Here is a 16,995-nt window from a genome sequence, read left to right as displayed (position 1 = left end):
GGAGCCTCAAGCCGTGGCCGCCCCCGGTGTCGTGGGGGCCAGTTGCTGGGCCAGCCAGGTGGGGACGCCGCCCAGGAGGCGGAACAGACGGCGGGCCTCGTCGCGCAGGCGGGTCGCCTCGGGTTCCGACTCGGCGTCGGCCAGGGAGGCCAGGGCGGGGGCCGTACCCACCAGATAGCCCAACTCCTCCCGGATCCTCAGCGATTCGGCGAAGCCGTGCCGCGCCTCTGCCAACTCGCCCTGCCGCAGGGCCAGTCCGGCGAGGTGTCGCCAGGTGAAGGACAGCAGCAGCGGATCGGAGTGCGTGGTGGCCGCCGCGTGCGCCCGGCGGTACGCGGCGAGCGCCGACTGCGGGGAACGCGAGAGGTTCTCGGCGAGCAGACCGCGCCGGAAGTCCAGCAGGGCCCGCCCGGAAGCCCCCGGAGGGATCAGCGCCGCCGCCCGGCCCAGCGCCGCCCGTGCCTCGTCGGCCCGGTCCCGCACCCCGTGCAGCGTCGCGGCGTAGGCGAGCTGCCCGCGCTCGCAGGCGGCCGCCCCGCGCTCCTCGTCACCGCGCGCCTGCGCCTCCGCCACGCGCAGCGCGTCCTCGGCCTCCTCCCACCCGCGCTCGGTGTACAGGCACCGCTCCACCAGCAGCCCGGCCCGCTGGAGCGAGGCCGCCGGGGTGTCCGGCGGGAGCAGCGCTGCCGCGTCGGCCCAGCAGGCCCGCGAGCGCAACCGCCATACCGCGGTCTGGAGAGGATCGTCACCTGCGGTCGTTCCGTTACCAGACATGGCGGTATGCGCCACGTTGCCCTCCCCGAGCACGCCATCGAGCTGTTGAGTGGTGGCCGCATTCCAGCACCAATCGCGGTGCCGGGCCAAGAGGGTGGGTGAATAATTTCACAAAGTCGTGGGACATCGCGGCCACTCGGAGCCGCTTCCGCCGCGCGCCCGGCGACCTCAGCTCATGCGCAACGCCAGGAAGAAATCGAGCTTGTCCTCCAGCCGGGACAGGTCCCGGCTCGTCAACTGCTCGATTCGGCCCACGCGATAGCGCAGTGTGTTGACGTGCAGGTGAAGTCGCGTGGCGCAGCGGGTCCAGGAGCCGTCGCAGTCGAGGAACGCCTCCAGGGTGGGGATCAGTTCGGCGCGATGGCGGCGGTCGTACTCGCGCAGCGGGTCGAGCAGCCGGGCGGTGAAGGCGCGCCGCACGTCGTCCGGCACGAAGGGGAGCAGCAGCACGTGCGAGGCCAGCTCCTGGTGGCCCGCCGCGCACACCCGGCCGGGCCGTGCCGCCGCCACCCGGCGGGCGTGCCGTGCCTCCTCCAGCGCGCCCCGCAGCCCCTCCGCCGAGTGCACCGCCGCGCTGACGCCCAGGGTGATCCGGCCGTCGTCGGCGAGCCCGGCCGTGAGCGGCTCCCGGACGGACTGGAGCAGCGCGTCGGCGACGATTCCGGTCTCCGAACCGTCGTGCTCGACGGAGACGGCCGGCAGCGGCACCAGCGCCACGGCCTCGTCCCCGGTGTGGGCGACGGCGATCCGGTCGGAGGGCTCGGGGCCGGTGGCCAGCGGGTCGACCAGGATCTCCTCCAGGAGGGTCTGGGCCACCGGGCCGCCCTCGACCTCCCCGCCGTCCCATTCCACGCGGGCCACGACCACCTGCCAGTGCGGGGCGGCCCCGAGGCCGGGCAGCAGCACCGGCGCGGCCACCCGCAGCCGGGCGGCGATCTCGGCCGGCGCGGCGCCCGCCTGCACCAGTTCCAGGACCTCCTGGGCGAGCCGCCGCCGTACCGTGCGGGCCGCGTCCCGCCGGTCCCGCTCGACCGCGATCAGCTGGGTGACACCCTGGAGCAGGTCCAGGCGTTCCCCGGGCCAGTCGCCGGCGTCCGCCTCCACGGCCAGCAGCCAGTCCGACAGCACCGACTCGCGCACGTCCCGGGCCGCGTGCGGGGAGCGGCCGCTGCCGCGCACCGGGAACAGGGAGTACGTGGCCGCGGGACCGGAGCCCAGCAGCACCCGGTGCGGGCCGCGGCGTCCGGTGCGCACGGCGGCCAGCTGTTCGGCGGCGAGCCGGACGCACGTCTCGGGCGCCAGGGGGCCCGCGGCCTTCGAGCCGGCGATCAGTCGTCCGGTGGGGGAGAGCACCCAGGCGCGCAGGTCCAGGTCGGAGCCGAGCAGGTCAAGGACCACGTCCGGGCCGCCGCCCGCCGGGCCCGCGGTGATCATCCGGCGATGCCGGTCCACCACGGCCGCGAGATCACCGGCCCGTTCGCCGGAGACCTGCCGGACCACATGCTCGGTGACCGTCGCGAACGCGACCGACTCGTGCACCGCGAACAGTGGCAGCCGGTGCTGGGCGCACGCGAGCACGAGGTCCTCCGGCACGGCGCCCAGTTCCGCCTCGCCCGCGGCCAGCGCGGCCACGCCCGCCTGTGTCAGCAGTCGTACGAAAGGCTCGGAGTCCTCGGCGTTCCGGCGCCAGGCCAGGCCCGTCAGCACCAGCTCGCCACCCGAGAGGTAGCGGCTCGGATCGCGCAGGTCGGTGGTCATCACACCGCGCACGGTGCGGTCGAGTTCGTCCGCACCGCCGAGCAGCCGCAGGCCCAGCGCGTCGGTGTCCAGCAGTGCGCGCAGCCGCATTCTCGTCGCCGCCGTTCTTTTGTCTCGAAAACTACGATGAATCTTGAAGGGTCGTGAAAGGTCGAGCAGGGCGGGGGCCCGGTCGCGTTTCTATAGGAAAGCGAGGAGGTTACAGACGACCTCCATTCATACGAATCTACAAGATGACCTCGTTGGCCAGCCAACTCCTTCATGGTTTCCGTGACTGACCCCGATGGAGCACAGGGCGGTGTACTTGCCCCACTCCGCGTGAACAGCACATGAACGAGCCGGGGCAGCCGCACGCGATCTGGCTCATTCCGTATGATCCCAAGACGAAGAAGAGAGCCATTCATGGACTTCCTTCGCCCCGCCAGCTGGGAGGAGGCGCTCGCCGCCAAGGCCGAGCACCCCACCGCTGTGCCGATCGCAGGCGGCACCGACGTCATGGTCGAGATCAACTTCGACCACCGGCGGCCCGAATACCTCCTCGACCTCAACCGTGTCGGCGATCTCTACGCGTGGGAGGTGGGCGAGGACAGCGTGCGGCTCGGTGCCTCCGTGCCGTACACCCGGATCATGGAGGACCTGCGCGCCGAGCTGCCGGGTCTGGCCCTCGCCTCGCACACCGTCGCCTCCCCGCAGATCCGCAACCGCGGTGGCGTGGGCGGCAACCTCGGCACCGCCTCCCCGGCCGGTGACGCCCACCCCGCGCTGCTCGCGGCGGGCGCCGAGGTCGAGGCCGAGTCGGTACGCGGCACCCGCATGATTCCCATCGACGACTTCTACACCGGCGTCAAGCGCAACGCGCTCGCCCCCGACGAGCTGATCCGCGCGGTGCACGTCAAAAAGGCGGACGGCCCGCAGCAGTACTCCAAGGTCGGCACCCGCAACGCGATGGTGATCGCCGTCTGCGCCTTCGGCCTCGCCCTGCACCCCGAGACCCGTACGGTCCGTACCGGCATCGGCTCCGCGGCACCCACCCCGGTGCGGGCGAAGACCGCCGAGGACTTCCTGAACGCGGCGCTCGAAGAGGGCGGCTTCTGGGACAACGGAAAGATCATCGCCCCTTCGGTGGCCAAGCAGTTCGCGGACCTGTGCGCCGCCTCCTGCAACCCCATCGACGACGTCCGGGGCACCGCGAGCTACCGCCGCCACGCGGTCGGTGTCATGGCCCGCCGGACCCTCACCTGGACCTGGGAGTCGTACCGCGGCGCCCGCCGCACCTCGGAAGGAGCTGCGTGATGCGGGTCAACTTCACCGTCAACGGACGCCCGCAGGAGGCCGACGACGTCTGGGAGGGCGAGTCCCTGCTCTACGTCCTGCGTGAGCGGCTCGGCCTGCCCGGCTCCAAGAACGCCTGCGAGCAGGGCGAGTGCGGCTCCTGCACGGTCCGCCTGGACGGCGTGCCGGTGTGCTCCTGCCTGGTCGCCGCGGGCCAGGCCGAGGGCCGCGACATCGTCACCGTCGAGGGGCTCGCGGACTACGCCAAGCAGCGCTCCTGCGCGACGGGCGCCTGTGGCACACCCCTTGACGAGGCCAAGGGATGGCAGGCCCGGGGCACCGACTCGCACACCGGAGAGGGCACCGAACTCTCCACGATCCAGCAGGCGTTCATCGACGCGGGCGCCGTCCAGTGCGGCTTCTGCACCCCCGGCCTGCTGGTCGCCGCCGACGAGATGCTGGAGCGCAACCCGAACCCCAGCGACGCGGACATCCGCGAGGCACTGTCGGGCAACCTGTGCCGCTGCACCGGCTACGAGAAGATCATGGACGCGGTCCGGCTGGCCGCGGCCCGGCAGTCCGAGGGGGTCTGAACATGACCAACGGCACTCCCACCAAGATCACCCAGGGGTCGCAGACCAAGGGCGGCATCGGCGAGTCCACGCTCCGCCCGGACGGTACCCTCAAGGTCACCGGCGAGTTCGCGTACTCGTCCGACATGTGGCACGAGGACATGCTCTGGGGCCAGATCCTGCGCTCCACGGTCGCGCACGCCGAGATCGTCTCCATCGACACCAGCGAGGCCCTCGCCACCGCCGGCGTCTACGCCGTCATGACCTATGACGACCTGCCCGCCGACATGAAGAACTACGGCCTGGAGATCCAGGACACCCCCGTCCTGGCCCACGGCAAGGTGCGCCACCACGGCGAACCGGTCGCCATCGTCGCCGCCGACCACCCGGAGACCGCGCGCCGCGCCGCCGCCAAGATCAAGGTCGACTACCGCGAACTCCCGGTCATCACCGACGAGGCCTCGGCGACCGCCCCGGACGCGATCCTGGTCCACGAGAACCGCGACGACCACCACATCGGCCACGTCCCGCACCCCAACATCGTCCACCGCCAGCCGATCGTGCGCGGCGACGCCGCCGAGGCCGCACGGCGGGCCGACGTGATCGTCAGCGGGGACTACTACTTCGGCATGCAGGACCAGGCCTTCCTCGGCCCGGAGTCCGGCCTCGCCGTACCCGAGGAGGACGGCGGCGTCCACCTCTACATCGCCACCCAGTGGCTCCACTCCGACCTGCGCCAGATCGCGCCGGTCCTCGGCCTGCCCGAGGACAAGGTACGGATGACGCTCTCCGGCGTCGGCGGCGCGTTCGGCGGCCGCGAGGACCTGTCCATGCAGATCCACGCCTGCCTGCTCGCCCTGCGCACCGGCAAGCCCGTCAAGATCGTCTACAACCGCTTCGAGTCCTTCTTCGGACACGTCCACCGCCACCCCGCCCGGCTGCACTACGAGCACGGGGCCACCAGGGACGGCAAGCTGACGCACGTCAAGTGCCGCATCGTCCTGGACGGCGGCGCGTACGCCTCAGCCTCCCCGGCCGTCGTCGGCAACGCCTCCTCGCTCGGCATCGGCCCGTACGTCGTGGACGACGTCGACATCGAGGCCATCGCCCTCTACACCAACAACCCGCCCTGCGGCGCGATGCGCGGCTTCGGCGCGGTCCAGGCGTGCTTCGCCTACGAGGCGCAGATGGACAAGGTGGCGAAGGAACTCGGCATGGACCCGGTTGAGTTCCGTCAGCTCAACGCCATGGAGCAGGGCACCATCATGCCGACGGGCCAGCGCGTCGACTCCCCGGCACCGGTCGCCGAGATCCTGCGCCGCGTCAAGGCGATGCCGCTGCCGCCCGAGCGCCAGTGGGAGAGCAGCGAGGGCGCGGACGTACGGCAACTGCCCGGCGGCCTGTCCAACACCACGCACGGCGAAGGCGTCGTACGCGGCATCGGCTACGCGGTCGGCATCAAGAACGTCGGCTTCTCCGAGGGCTTCGACGACTACTCCACCGCCAAGGTGCGCCTGGAGGTCGTCGCGGGCGAGCCCGTGGCCACCGTGCACACGGCCATGGCCGAGGTCGGCCAGGGCGGCGTCACCGTCCACGCGCAGATCGCCCGCACCGAACTCGGCGTCTCCCAGGTGACCATCCACCCGGCCAACACCCAGGTGGGCAGCGCGGGTTCGACCTCCGCCTCGCGCCAGACCTATGTCACCGGCGGCGCCGTCAAGAACTCCTGCGAGCTGGTGCGCGAGAAGGTACTGCAGCTGGGCCGCCGCCAGTTCGGCACCTACCACCCCGCCTGGGCCACCGCCGAACTCCTCCTGGAGGGCGGCAAGGTGGTCACCGACGGCGGTGAGGTCCTCGCCGACCTCGCGGACGTCCTCGGCGACGACGTCGTGGAGATCGAGGCCGAGTGGCGGCACCGCCCCACCGAGCCCTTCGACCTGCGCACCGGCCAGGGCAACGGCCACGTCCAGTACACCTTTGCCGCACACCGCGCCGTGGTCGAGGTCGACACCGAACTCGGCCTGGTCAAGGTGATCGAGCTGGCCTGCGCTCAGGACGTGGGCAAGGCGCTCAACCCGCTGTCCGTCATCGGCCAGATCCAGGGCGGCACCACCCAGGGCCTCGGCGTCGCGGTCATGGAGGAGATCATCGTCGACCCGAAGACCGCCAAGGTCAGGAACCCGTCCTTCACGGACTACCTGATCCCCACGATTCTCGACACGCCGACCATCCCCGTCGACGTGCTCGAACTCGCCGACGACCACGCCCCGTACGGGCTCCGTGGCATCGGCGAGGCCCCCACCCTGTCGTCCACTCCGGCCGTCCTCGCGGCGATCCGGAACGCGACCGGGCTGGAGCTCAACCGCACGCCGGTCCGACCGGAACACCTCACCGGAACGGCGTAACCGCTCAGCAGGACCCTCATTGTTCGTCTCGGGCCGTCCCCCGGGTCGTCCATTCCCAAATCCCGTACGGCCGCGCACGCGGACCGCGGGTGCCCCTATGAACCTTGGGAGATGGCCCCATGACCCAGCAGTCAGTGGAACCCAGGACCACCGCCGAGGACGCGGGAGAAGGAACCCGCGTCCCGGCCGGCCGGTCCTGGCTCGACCGGTACTTCCACATATCCGACAGAGGTTCCTCCCTCCCGCGTGAAGTGCGCGGCGGCATCACCACCTTCATGGCGATGGCGTACATCCTCCTGCTCAACCCCCTGATCCTGTCCGGCAAGGACGCGGCCGGCGACACCCTCGGCCAGAAGGCGCTGATCACCGCGACCGCCTTCGCCGCAGCCCTCACCACGCTGCTCATGGGCTTCGTCGGCAAGGCACCGCTCGCCCTCGCCGCCGGCCTCTCCGTCTCCGGCGTCGTCTCCGCGCAGGTCGCCCCGCAGATGACCTGGCCGCAGGCGATGGCCATGTGCGTGGTCTACGGCGTGGTCATCATGCTCCTGGTCGTCACCGGCCTGCGCGAGATGGTCATGAACGCCATCCCGCTCCCGCTCAAGCACGGCATCACCATGGGCATCGGCCTGTTCATCGCCCTCATCGGCTTCTACAAGTCCGGCTTCGTGCACCAGGGCAAGAACGTCCCCGTCAGCCTCGGCCCCACGGGCGAACTGAGCGGCTGGCCGGTACTGCTGTTCGCCGCCACCCTGCTCGCCATCTTCATGCTCCAGGCCCGCGGGATCCCCGGCGCCATCCTCATCGGCATCGTCGGCGGCACGATCGTCGCCGCGATCCTCAACACAGCCGGCGTCATCGACCCGAAGCAGTGGGCCAACGGCGCCCCCGAACTGCACGGCAGCGCCGTCTCCATGCCCGACTTCTCGCTCTTCGGACACGTCGACTTCGGCGGCTGGGGCCAGGTCGGCGCGATGACCGTCGGCATGATCGTCTTCACCCTGGTGCTCGCCGGGTTCTTCGACGCCATGGCCACCATCATCGGCGTCGGCACCGAAGCCGGACTCGCCGACGACAAGGGCCGGATGCCGGGCCTGTCCAAGGCCCTGTTCATCGACGGCGCGGGCGGCGCGATCGGCGGTGTCGCCGGCGGCTCCGGCCAGACCGTGTTCATCGAGTCCGCCACCGGCGTCGGCGAGGGCGCCCGCACCGGCCTCGCCTCGGTAGTCACCGGACTGTTCTTCGCGGCCTGCCTGTTCTTCACCCCGCTCACCGCGATCGTCCCGCAGGAGGTCGCCGCCGCGGCCCTGGTGGTCATCGGCGCGATGATGCTGATGAACGCCCGGCACATCGACTGGGCCGACCGCGCCACCGCGATCCCGGTCTTCCTGACCGTGGTCCTGATGCCCTTCACCTACACCATCACCACGGGCGTCGCCGCCGGTGTCATCTCCTGGGTCGCCATCAAGACCGCCGAGGGCAAGGCACGGGAGATCGGGGCGTTCATGTGGGGCCTCGCGGCCATCTTCCTCGTCTACTTCGCCCTCAACCCCATCGAGGGCTGGCTGGGCGTGCACTGACCCTCACCGCTGCCAAGGAGACCGAGAGATGCTGGACATCGCCGAGGAGCTGAACCGGTGGGCCGCGCAGGGCCGTGACTTCGCCGTGGCCACGGTGGTGGCCGTCGGCGGCAGCGCCCCGCGCCAACCCGGCGCCGCCCTCGCGGTGGACGCCGACGGCACGGCGGTCGGCTCGGTCTCCGGCGGTTGTGTGGAGGGCGCGGTGTACGAACTGTGCCGGCAGGCGCTCCATGACGGCGAAACCGTCCTGGAGCGCTTCGGATACAGCGACGAGGACGCCTTCGCCGTGGGCCTCACCTGCGGCGGCGTCATCGACATCCTCGTCACCCCGGTACGGGCGGCCGACCCCGCCCGCCCGGTGGCCGAGGCCGCGCTGGCCGCCGCCGCGAACGGGCGGGCGGCCGCGCTGGCCCGGATCGTGTCCGGGCCGCCCGAACTCACCGGCCGTGCCCTGCTCGTTTGCCCCGACGGCACATACGACGGCGGCTTCGGCGCCCACCCCGAACTGGACCGCACCATCGCCGCCGAGGCGGCCGCCTTCCTGGACGCGGGCCGCACCGGCACCCTGGAGATCGGCGAACGGGGCTCCCGCTGCGGCGCCCCGCTCACCGTGCTGGTGGAGTCGTCGGTGCCACCGCCCCGGATGATCGTCTTCGGGGCGATCGACTTCGCCTCCGCGCTCGTCCGCGTCGGCAAGTTCCTCGGCCACCACGTGACCGTGTGCGACGCACGCCCGGTGTTCGCCACCCGCACCCGCTTCCCCGACGCCGACGAGATCGTGGTCGAGTGGCCCCACCGCTACCTGGAACGCACGGACACCGACAGCCGTACCGTCCTGTGCGTGCTCACCCACGACGCCAAGTTCGACGTACCGCTGCTGAAGCTGGCGTTGCGCCTGCCGGTGGCCTACGTCGGTGCGATGGGCTCCCGGCGCACCCACCTGGACCGCAACGAACGCCTGCGCGAGGTCGGCGTCACCGAACTCGAACTGGCCCGTCTGCGCTCCCCGATCGGCCTCGACCTCGGAGCCCGCACCCCCGAGGAGACGGCCCTGTCCATCGCCGCGGAGATCGTCGCCGCCCGCCGCGGTGGCACCGGCGTCTCCCTCACCGGCGCGCACACCCCGATCCACCACGACCCGGTGCCGGTGACGGCGCGGGTGGGACGGAGGGGGTCGGCGGCCTAGGCCGACACGGGCCAGGGGATACGCTGCGGCCGAGACCTGCTCCTGGATGTCGCTAAGCCGCGGAGGGTGACCATGCGTTCCTTGACCTTCGTCATCGGTACGGGACGCAGCGGCTCGACCGCGCTGTCACGCATCCTCAACTCCCATCCCGACATCCTGAGCCTCAACGAGTTCATGGCCTCCGTGGGCGACGCCGCCTTCCCGGACGGCGAGGTGACGGGAGAACGGTTCTGGCAGTCGCTGTTCCGGCCCGCCCCGCACTTCCAGCGGATGATCCGCAGCGGGCTGCCGCTGCCCGAGTTCCTCTACACCCGCCGCCCCGGCAGGTACACGGCGGACACCACGGGCGTGCCCGCGCTCTCCCTCATGGTGCTGCCCCACCTCACCGACGACCCGGACGGGCTCCTCGACGAACTCCGCACGACGGTGTCCCGGTGGCCCCAACGCGCCGCCGCCGAGCACCATCGGGCGCTGTTCGGTGCGCTCTGCGCACGGTTCGGACGGACCGCCGTCGTGGAACGCTCCGGCTACTCGACCGGCTGGGCGCCAGGACTGCGGGCCGCGTTCCCGGAGGCCAGGTTCGTGCACATGTTCAGGGACGGGCCGGACTGCGCCCTGTCCATGAGCCGCCATCCCGGATACCGCACGATCTCCCTGCTGCGCGAGATCAAGGAACGGGCCGGGATCGCCAGTCTCGCCGACCTGACCGACGACCACGTCCGCGTGCTGCCCGCGGACCTCTCACCCCTGCTCGCCGAGCGCTTCGATCCCGCGCTCGTACGCGACCGGGACGTCCCGCTGCGGACGTTCGGCACCCTGTGGTCGGAACTCGTCACCGAGGGGGCGGAGTTCCTCGACCGGCTGCCCGCGGGCCGGGGCACCACGCTCGCCTACGAGGACCTCCTCGACCGTCCCGCGGAAGAACTGACCCGCCTGGCGGGCTTCGTCGGCGTCGCCGCCACCCCGGAGTGGCTGCGCAGCGCGTCCGCCGTACTCGACCACTCCCGACGAGGCTCCGCCCGGCGGCTGTCGGGCACCGAGTTCGAAGAGTTGCGGAACAGCTGCGCCCCGGGCACTCGGGTGCTGCGCGGACGCCCCGGTCCGTGACCGCCCGTCCCCCCAACGCTTGCCCCTCACCGGCGGTACGGCCTGAAGGAGCGGGATCAGCTGGGTGACGTCGTTGCGGTTGCCGCCGGTCAGGGTGGCGGCGAGCGGGATGCCGGTGGCGTCGGTGATCAGGTGGTGCTTACTTCCTGTTCTGCCTCGGTCGGCGGGGCTTCGTCCGTCTTGAAGCCCCCTTTGACGCCCGGATGTGGGAGCCGTCGACCGTCGACCGGGAGAAGTCCAGGGTGTTCGCGCTGCGGAGCTTGGCCAGGAGTACCTCGTGCAGCCGGGGCCACCTCCCGGTCAGTGAGTGTCGGCGCGCTTTTCGAGGCGAGTGCCTTGGCGAAGGGTGATCGACATCAGGTCGCTGGGGGCGTTCAGCTCCAGGCGGTGCCAGCGGCCGCGGGGGACGATCACTGCGGTGCCTGCCTGCAACTGCACCATGTCCTCGGCGCCACCGGGCGTGGTGGCACGGAAGTGAATTCGGACGCCGCCAGTCAGGCAGCACACCGCCTCTTCGGCCTCCGGGTGCATCTCCCAGTGGTCGGCGTGGACGACGACGTCGGTCTCCACGCGGAACGTCGTGACCTGCCAGGCGCCGGAGTCGCTGCTCGTCATCTGCCGTTCGGCGGCTCGGACATCGCCGTCGGGGCGGAACTGCAGCGCGGAGACGAACAGGTCGATGGGGGTCGTCGTCATGACGGCGTTCCTTCCAGTCGGTTCTTTGTGGGGGCGGCGGGTTGCGGGTCAGGCAGGACGGCCTGGCCTCGGGGCAACACCCCGATCGCCGTGACTGCCGCGAGTACGAAGAGGCCGGCGGTGACGGCCAGGCCCAGGGCATAGCCGTCGTTGAGGGAGGCGGGGTCAGTGGCGGGGCCGGTGCGTAGTGCGGCGATGGTGGCCAGGGCGGCCAGGCCGACGCAGCCGCCGAGTTGGCGGGAGCTGTTGAAAAGGCCGGAGGCCATGCCGGCCTCGCGGGAGGCGACGCCGGTGGTCGCGGCGGCGGCGACCGGGGCCAGGACCAGTCCGACGCCGACGCCGGTGATGAGGCAGGGACCGAGCACGTCGGTGAGGAAGCCGCCGCTGGGGCTGATGAAGGCCAGCCAGGCCAGGCCCACGGCGGCCAGCAGAGCGCCGGGCACCAGGGCGGCTCGGGGGGTGCGCGCCGTGGTGACGCGGGTCGCGATGATGGTGCCCGCGACCAGGCTCACGGAGAACGGCAGGAACGCGGCGCCGGTCGCTGCGGCACCCATGCCCAGGACCTGCTGCATGTACAGGGACACGAAGTAGAACGCCGTGAACTGCCCGGCCGCGGCCAAGAAAACCAGCACGTTGGCGCCGGCCACCCAGCGACTGCGCAGCGGGCCGAGGCGCAGCAACGGCGCGGGGGCCCTGGGTTCGGCGAAGGCAAAGGCGACCAGGAGCGCGGCCGCAACGGCGAGGGTCGCCACGGTGGCCAGGGATCCCCAACCTCGGGCGTCGGTGCGGACGACACCGAACACCAGCAGCCCGACTCCGCCGGTCGCCAGGACAGCGCCGAGCACGTCCAGCCTCTCGCGCCGGTCGGGCCGTGCTCCGGCGGGCACGCCTGCCAGAACCAGCGCGAGAGCCGCCGCCACGACGGGCAGGTTGACCAGCATCACCCAGTGCCAACCCGCGTACTCGGTCAGCAGACCACCGGCCAGGACCCCCAGCGCTCCCCCTGCGGCGTTCACCGCGCTCCACACCCCGAGCGCCCGGACACGCCGAGGGCCCTCAGGGAACGTGGTGGTGAGCATGCCCAGCGCGGCCGGGGCGGCCGCGGCAGCACCCAGGCCCTGACCGGCGCGGGCTGCGATCAGTTGCCAGGGCGCCTGGGCCAGGCCGCCCATCAGCGAGCACAGCCCGAAGACGACCAGGCCCCCCACAAGCAGCCGACGGTGACCGTACAGGTCACAAGCCCGACCCCCCAGTAGCAGCAGTCCGCCGAAGGTGAGCGCGTAGACGTGCACGATCCACGACAGGTCGAGCGGCGCGAATCCCAGCGCGGTGCGGATTGCGGGCAGTGCGACGTTGACCACCGACATGTCCAGGGCGATGACGAACTGGGCGACGGCCGCCGTCGCCAGCACCACCCCGGGTCGCCCCACTAAGTTTTTATACATGTACAGAAACTAGCGTCAGGGGATCGCCGTTGTCGACACCTGGGGAATGATGGGGGCATGCCGCAGCCGTCCGCACCGCGCAAGTCCCCTGGCCGACCTCCCCGTATATCCCGCGAGGAGGTCATCAGGACGGCCCGCCGGATCGTGACCGAGGAAGGCGTGGACCGGCTGACCATGCGGCGGCTGGCCACGGAGATCGGCAGCACACCGATGGCGCTCTACCACCACGTCCGCAACAAGGAAGAACTGCTCGTCCTGCTGCTGGACGACTACGCGGCGCAGGCGCTGCGTCGACCCGAACTGCCCGTCCGTCCTCGCGAGCGGATCGTCGTTGCCGCCGCCGCGATCCACGAGGCGCTCGCCGCCTGTCCCTGGATCGTGGAAGTGCTGACCGCCGATGACCTGATGTCCACGTCGGCGCTGTGGTTTGTCGAGCAGATCGTCGACGGCCTGGTCGAATGCGGACTGTCCCCCGAGCGGGCCGTGCACGGTTACCGCGCGATCTGGTACTACACCGCTGGAGAGATCGTGGTCCGGGCGACAGCGGCCCGGCGGCGTGCAGACGACGACCGAGGGACCTACCGGGAGCAAGCCTTCGGCAATCTCGATCCGGGTGAGCTGCCCCGGTTGGCGCAGATCGCGGACCGCTGGGTACCGCTGACCGGCGAGGACACTTACCTCGACGGGCTCCGAGCTCTGGTGGATGGCCTTCTCGCCATCCGCTGACGATTTTCCGTCGCCGATGATGTGCGCCTGGCCCTTGGCCGGACACTCCCCACTGCGCGAGCGCGGGATCGGGCTGCACGTCATCGAGCCGCTTGGCTTCCGGGCCGGGCTGGTCTTCAGGATGGCGAGCAGGGTCTCCGGGTGTGTGTCCACGCGGGCGTTGTCGGTGGGGGTGTAGCCCCTGGCGAGTTGGTGCGCGAGTCCCTTTCCCCTGCTGCGGCACTCGTCCTTGCCGCCGGGAGCAGCCGTGTTCCGTCGTTTCTCTGCGGATGCAGGGTGCTGCCGGTGGTGGCCAATTGTTGCGCAAAGTGACTGCTTGAGGTTGTGCTGAGTGACATCATCGGCCCTACTCGCGGCGGCCTCGTTGCCGACGGCTGCTGTGTGGGGAAGGCGCTGGTGAACGCGCCGAGGGAAGGACCGGCTTCATCTGTGTGTGGTGACGGTTGTCCCTGCTTGATTGCGGACGTCGAGGGGACCGTCGGGAATGTGGCACGAGCACGTCTGGGTTGGCCGTTACGCGTTACCTGCTGCGGTGAGTGCCGCCATCGCGTGGATCGGGCTCCTGCGGGATTTTTCCCGGCGAGGACGGTTGCTGGGGAGCCGGCAGTCGGTCGGTCTGCTGTTTCTCATGCTGGGGATGCTGGGCGGCGTGACGGTGGCCGCGGCCGCGCTGCTGCCTCACGCCGGTTCTCTTCCGCCTGTGGTGGCGGGTGTCGCCACGGGAGCCGCCGCGGTGCCGAGGCGGAAGCAGGAAGAGGGGACGCCGCCGTACATCAAGTTCATGACCTTGGGTATCGCCCTGGTCAGGGAGAGACTGATCGACCGGGTGCACTTGGACGCCCGGGCTTGGTCCGACACGTTCCTCGAGGGCATCCACAGCTCGGCGCAACTGCGGGTGTTCGTCTACGACCTCAAGCTGTACCTGCTGGATCGGCATGAGCTCGCAGGTGACGTCAAAACCGTCAACGCCCTGTACACCGATGCCGAAAAGGCGCTCGATGCGGCCCTGGAAGTGCAGACCAGGATCGCCGACGACTGCCGGGAGCCCGGCATGCCGTGGTCGCGTGAGCTGAGCGAGGACGAGGCCATCCGTCAGCGCCGCGCGTTCGCGGAAGCTCGAGCGCAGTGCGGTCACCTGCTGCTCTTCGCCCATGTCCACGGACGGCGTAGCGAATATGCGCAGCTGACTGCGCTGCGTGAGAAGGCAACGTCGAACGATGCGTTCCACAGTCCTCAACTGCCGCCACAGCGCTCACTCCTGGGCCGCTGGCGTGCGCGCAAGCAGGAGACGAAGTCCTAGGACTGGTGCAGCGGAGCGACTTTCGGACAGAACGGCGGGGCACTGCTCAGTGATAGGACCTGAGTCCTGCGCTCCTGAGCGGTGAGGAGTCCCTGCCGTCGGAGTCTTTGGTGCCCGTCCTGCGTGGCCGGGGGTGGAAAGTGATCTCCACCTCGGCGTCGAGTGCCTCTGCGGCCGCGGCCAGGGTGCGCACCGTCAGGTTCGCGTCGCCGGACATGATCTGGCTGATGCGCCCGGGGCTGACCCCCATGGCCTTCGCCAGGTCGGAGCGGGACCGGCCCAGGCCTGCCAGCAGGCCGGCCAGTGAAGCAGAGGCCTGCCGGGCCAGCCGGGCAGCCGCTAAGTCCGTGTTGCTTTCAGAACGAGCAAAAATGCTCACGCTCTACCCCCAACTCATGCCATGGCAACATGTGTTGCCTCTCTACGAGGATGCCATCTTTAGCTGTAGCTAAAAACTCAGTTGGGGCAAAAAGTCTCCGAAACTTCCCGGGTTGCCCTACTGAACAGGCGTGTGACCTGCGCTTTCGCCGCAACAGCAGTTGACGCAAAGTCACCTACTTGGAGGAGGGGCGGTGCCGGTGTCCACGCCGTCTCCGGCTTCGTCTGCGCCATTCGATGAGAAGTTCGGCCTGCTCTGACGCGGGGCACGGCTGCGCCGCGGGCGCTTGGGTGCTGCACGGACGCCTCGGTCCGTGACCTGCCTCGGCCCGCGTGACCGTCCGCCAACCCTTCAACAGGCCGCGACGCGCCGCGCGGCCGTCACTTGTGCCGGGTCGGCGGGGCCACCCGAGGTCGCCCACGCTGCCCATTCCGACGAAGGCCACCCAAGGTCGCCCGCGGCGCTCTTCACACGCGGCGCCGGTCGGGCCAGGCATCGCCGGATCAGACCGTCGTCCCGGCCGCCGGGGCCGACTGAGCCGTCCGGGCAGGCTCCGGCAGGACGCCGCGGCGCCGGGTGGGCATGCCGAGCGTCGGGTTGGCGACGCCCCAGGCCGCGCCCTTGCAGACCAGTTCCTTGTAGACGGCGGCGAGCCGTCCCGTCAGGGCGGCCCGGACGGACCGGTCGTCGGCGGTGACGTACTGGATCAGGCCCGCCCTGCGGCCCAGCGAGATGCACTGGTTGAAGTAGCGCAACGTCGTGTGCGGGAGCCTGCCGCCCGTCAGGCGTGCCGCGATGGCATCGGCCGCCTGCCATGCCATGGGCACGCCCGAGGCGCACGACATGCGGAGCGGCTTGTCGCCGGCCCCCGTCGCCAGCGCCGCGTCGCCGACGGCGTAGACGTCCGGGTGCGAGACCGAGCGCATGCTGCCGTCGACCACGATTTGCCCCGAGCCGGTGACCTCGAGGGTGGTGGCCCGTGCGATCGGGTGGGCGGCGAAGCCGGTGGTCCACACGGTGACCGAGGCCGGGACGGACCTGCCGTCGGCGGTGTGGACGCGGTCGGTGCCGACGTCGGTGACGTCGGCGTGCTCGTGCACGGTGACGCCGAGCCTGTCGAAGACCGTGCGCAGATGCCGGGCGCCCCTGGGGGAGAGCCAGTCGCCGAGAGCGCCGCGGGCGGCGAGGGCCACATCGAGATCCGGGCGGGCCTCTGCGATCTCGGCCGCCGCCTCCAGTCCGGTGAGGCCGCCGCCGACCACGACCACGGACTGTCCGGCGGCCGTGCGCGCCAGGCGATCGCGCAGCCGCAGCGCTCCGGCCCGACCGGCGATCTCGTGGGCGTGCTCGGCGGCCCCGGGGACGCCCTGGTCGTCCCAGGCACTGCCGAGGGCGTGGACGAGGGTGTCGTAGTCGAGGGTCCCGCCGCCGTCCGCGCCGGTGACGGCGACGGTCCTGCGTTCGACGTCGATGCCGGTGACCTTCGCGAGCCTCACTTCGACACCGGTGCCGGCGAACATCTCGGCGAGCGGCCGGGGCGTCAGCTGCTGTCCGACCGCGAGCTGATGCATCCGGACGCGTTCGACGAAGTCCGGCTCGGCGTTGACGAGAGTGATCTGGACATCCTCGCGGCGCAGCCGCCTGGCGAGTCGGCCGGCGGCGACGGCTCCGGCGTATCCGGCTCCGAGGACGACGATGCGGTGCTGCATTTCCTGTCTCCTGACTCGAGCCTTTCAGCTCTTCAGCTCTTCAGTGGGTCGCCCTCTGAACCGGACGGCCCGCCGTTTCCTGACAGGAG

Annotated in this window: 14 protein-coding genes and 1 pseudogene; 8 read left to right on the top strand and 7 right to left on the bottom strand. The window is 71.0% G+C overall.

Going from position 1 to position 16,995, the window contains the following annotated elements; translation table 11 throughout:
- Positions 1-6 precede the first annotated feature (6 nt).
- Positions 7-789: a hypothetical protein gene (locus tag ACIPK3_RS13185; RefSeq protein WP_402569061.1), complete on the bottom strand. Its 783-nt coding sequence runs from the start codon at positions 787-789 to the stop codon at positions 7-9.
- A gap of 153 nt (positions 790-942) precedes the next feature.
- Positions 943-2,622, bottom strand: coding sequence for a PucR family transcriptional regulator (locus ACIPK3_RS13180; protein ID WP_402569059.1), 1,680 nt, complete (start codon positions 2,620-2,622; stop codon positions 943-945).
- 312 nt (positions 2,623-2,934) lie between these two features.
- Between ACIPK3_RS13180 and ACIPK3_RS13175 the strand changes: the two genes are divergently transcribed.
- The 6 genes from ACIPK3_RS13175 (at position 2,935) to ACIPK3_RS13150 (ending at position 10,651) form a co-directional block, all read left to right on the top strand.
- A complete protein-coding gene (locus ACIPK3_RS13175) occupies positions 2,935-3,825 on the top strand; it encodes an FAD binding domain-containing protein (protein WP_402569058.1) in 891 nt (296 codons plus the stop codon).
- Entirely contained in the window at positions 3,825-4,397 is a 573-nt protein-coding gene (locus ACIPK3_RS13170) for a (2Fe-2S)-binding protein (protein WP_402569056.1), read from the top strand. Before ACIPK3_RS13175 ends, ACIPK3_RS13170 begins: the two co-directional genes overlap by 1 nt.
- Before the next feature lie 2 nt (positions 4,398-4,399).
- Positions 4,400-6,781, top strand: a complete 2,382-nt coding sequence (locus tag ACIPK3_RS13165) for a xanthine dehydrogenase family protein molybdopterin-binding subunit (RefSeq protein WP_402569054.1) — start codon at positions 4,400-4,402, stop codon at positions 6,779-6,781.
- 119 nt (positions 6,782-6,900) lie between these two features.
- A complete protein-coding gene (locus ACIPK3_RS13160; protein WP_402569052.1) occupies positions 6,901-8,358 on the top strand; it encodes an NCS2 family permease in 1,458 nt (485 codons plus the stop codon).
- Positions 8,359-8,386: 28 nt separating this feature from the next.
- Positions 8,387-9,544 carry an XdhC family protein gene (locus tag ACIPK3_RS13155; RefSeq protein WP_402569050.1) on the top strand — a complete coding sequence of 386 codons (1,158 nt, stop codon included), beginning with the start codon at positions 8,387-8,389 and terminating at the stop codon, positions 9,542-9,544.
- A gap of 72 nt (positions 9,545-9,616) precedes the next feature.
- A complete protein-coding gene (locus tag ACIPK3_RS13150) occupies positions 9,617-10,651 on the top strand; it encodes a sulfotransferase (protein WP_402569048.1) in 1,035 nt (344 codons plus the stop codon).
- On the opposite strand, the pseudogene ACIPK3_RS13145 reads toward ACIPK3_RS13150, so the two are convergent.
- The 3 genes and pseudogenes from ACIPK3_RS13145 to ACIPK3_RS13135 form a co-directional block, all read right to left on the bottom strand.
- Positions 10,646-10,949: pseudogene (locus tag ACIPK3_RS13145) on the bottom strand (transposase); the annotation flags it as partial. The gene ACIPK3_RS13150 and the pseudogene ACIPK3_RS13145 overlap by 6 nt on opposite strands.
- Positions 10,950-10,951: 2 nt before the next feature.
- On the bottom strand, positions 10,952-11,347 hold the full coding sequence (locus tag ACIPK3_RS13140) for a cupin (protein WP_402569046.1): 396 nt from the start codon (positions 11,345-11,347) through the stop codon (positions 10,952-10,954).
- Positions 11,344-12,792, bottom strand: coding sequence for an MFS transporter (locus ACIPK3_RS13135; protein ID WP_402569045.1), 1,449 nt, complete (start codon positions 12,790-12,792; stop codon positions 11,344-11,346). Before ACIPK3_RS13135 ends, ACIPK3_RS13140 begins: the two co-directional genes overlap by 4 nt.
- 57 nt (positions 12,793-12,849) lie before the next feature.
- Between ACIPK3_RS13135 and ACIPK3_RS13130 the strand changes: the two genes are divergently transcribed.
- On the top strand, positions 12,850-13,518 hold the full coding sequence (locus ACIPK3_RS13130) for a TetR/AcrR family transcriptional regulator (protein ID WP_402569043.1): 669 nt from the start codon (positions 12,850-12,852) through the stop codon (positions 13,516-13,518).
- 532 nt (positions 13,519-14,050) lie between these two features.
- Positions 14,051-14,818: a hypothetical protein gene (locus ACIPK3_RS13125; RefSeq protein ID WP_402569041.1), complete on the top strand. Its 768-nt coding sequence runs from the start codon at positions 14,051-14,053 to the stop codon at positions 14,816-14,818.
- A 46-nt stretch (positions 14,819-14,864) separates the two neighbouring features.
- On the opposite strand, the gene ACIPK3_RS13120 is transcribed toward ACIPK3_RS13125, so the two are convergent.
- Together ACIPK3_RS13120 and ACIPK3_RS13115 are read right to left on the bottom strand one after the other, a co-directional pair.
- Positions 14,865-15,197 (bottom strand): helix-turn-helix domain-containing protein, encoded by a 333-nt coding sequence (locus ACIPK3_RS13120; protein WP_402569039.1) that lies wholly within the window; start codon positions 15,195-15,197, stop codon positions 14,865-14,867.
- A 503-nt stretch (positions 15,198-15,700) separates the two neighbouring features.
- Positions 15,701-16,906 (bottom strand): NAD(P)/FAD-dependent oxidoreductase, encoded by a 1,206-nt coding sequence (locus ACIPK3_RS13115; RefSeq protein ID WP_402569036.1) that lies wholly within the window; start codon positions 16,904-16,906, stop codon positions 15,701-15,703.
- Between the last annotated feature and the right edge of the window lie 89 nt (positions 16,907-16,995).

Source organism: Streptomyces sp. NPDC086787 (genome assembly GCF_044745865.1).
In the GTDB taxonomy this organism is placed as follows: Bacteria; Actinomycetota; Actinomycetes; order Streptomycetales; family Streptomycetaceae; genus Streptomyces.
Note: the sequence above shows the minus strand (reverse complement) of the source record. Positions and strands in the feature narration are given on the sequence as shown.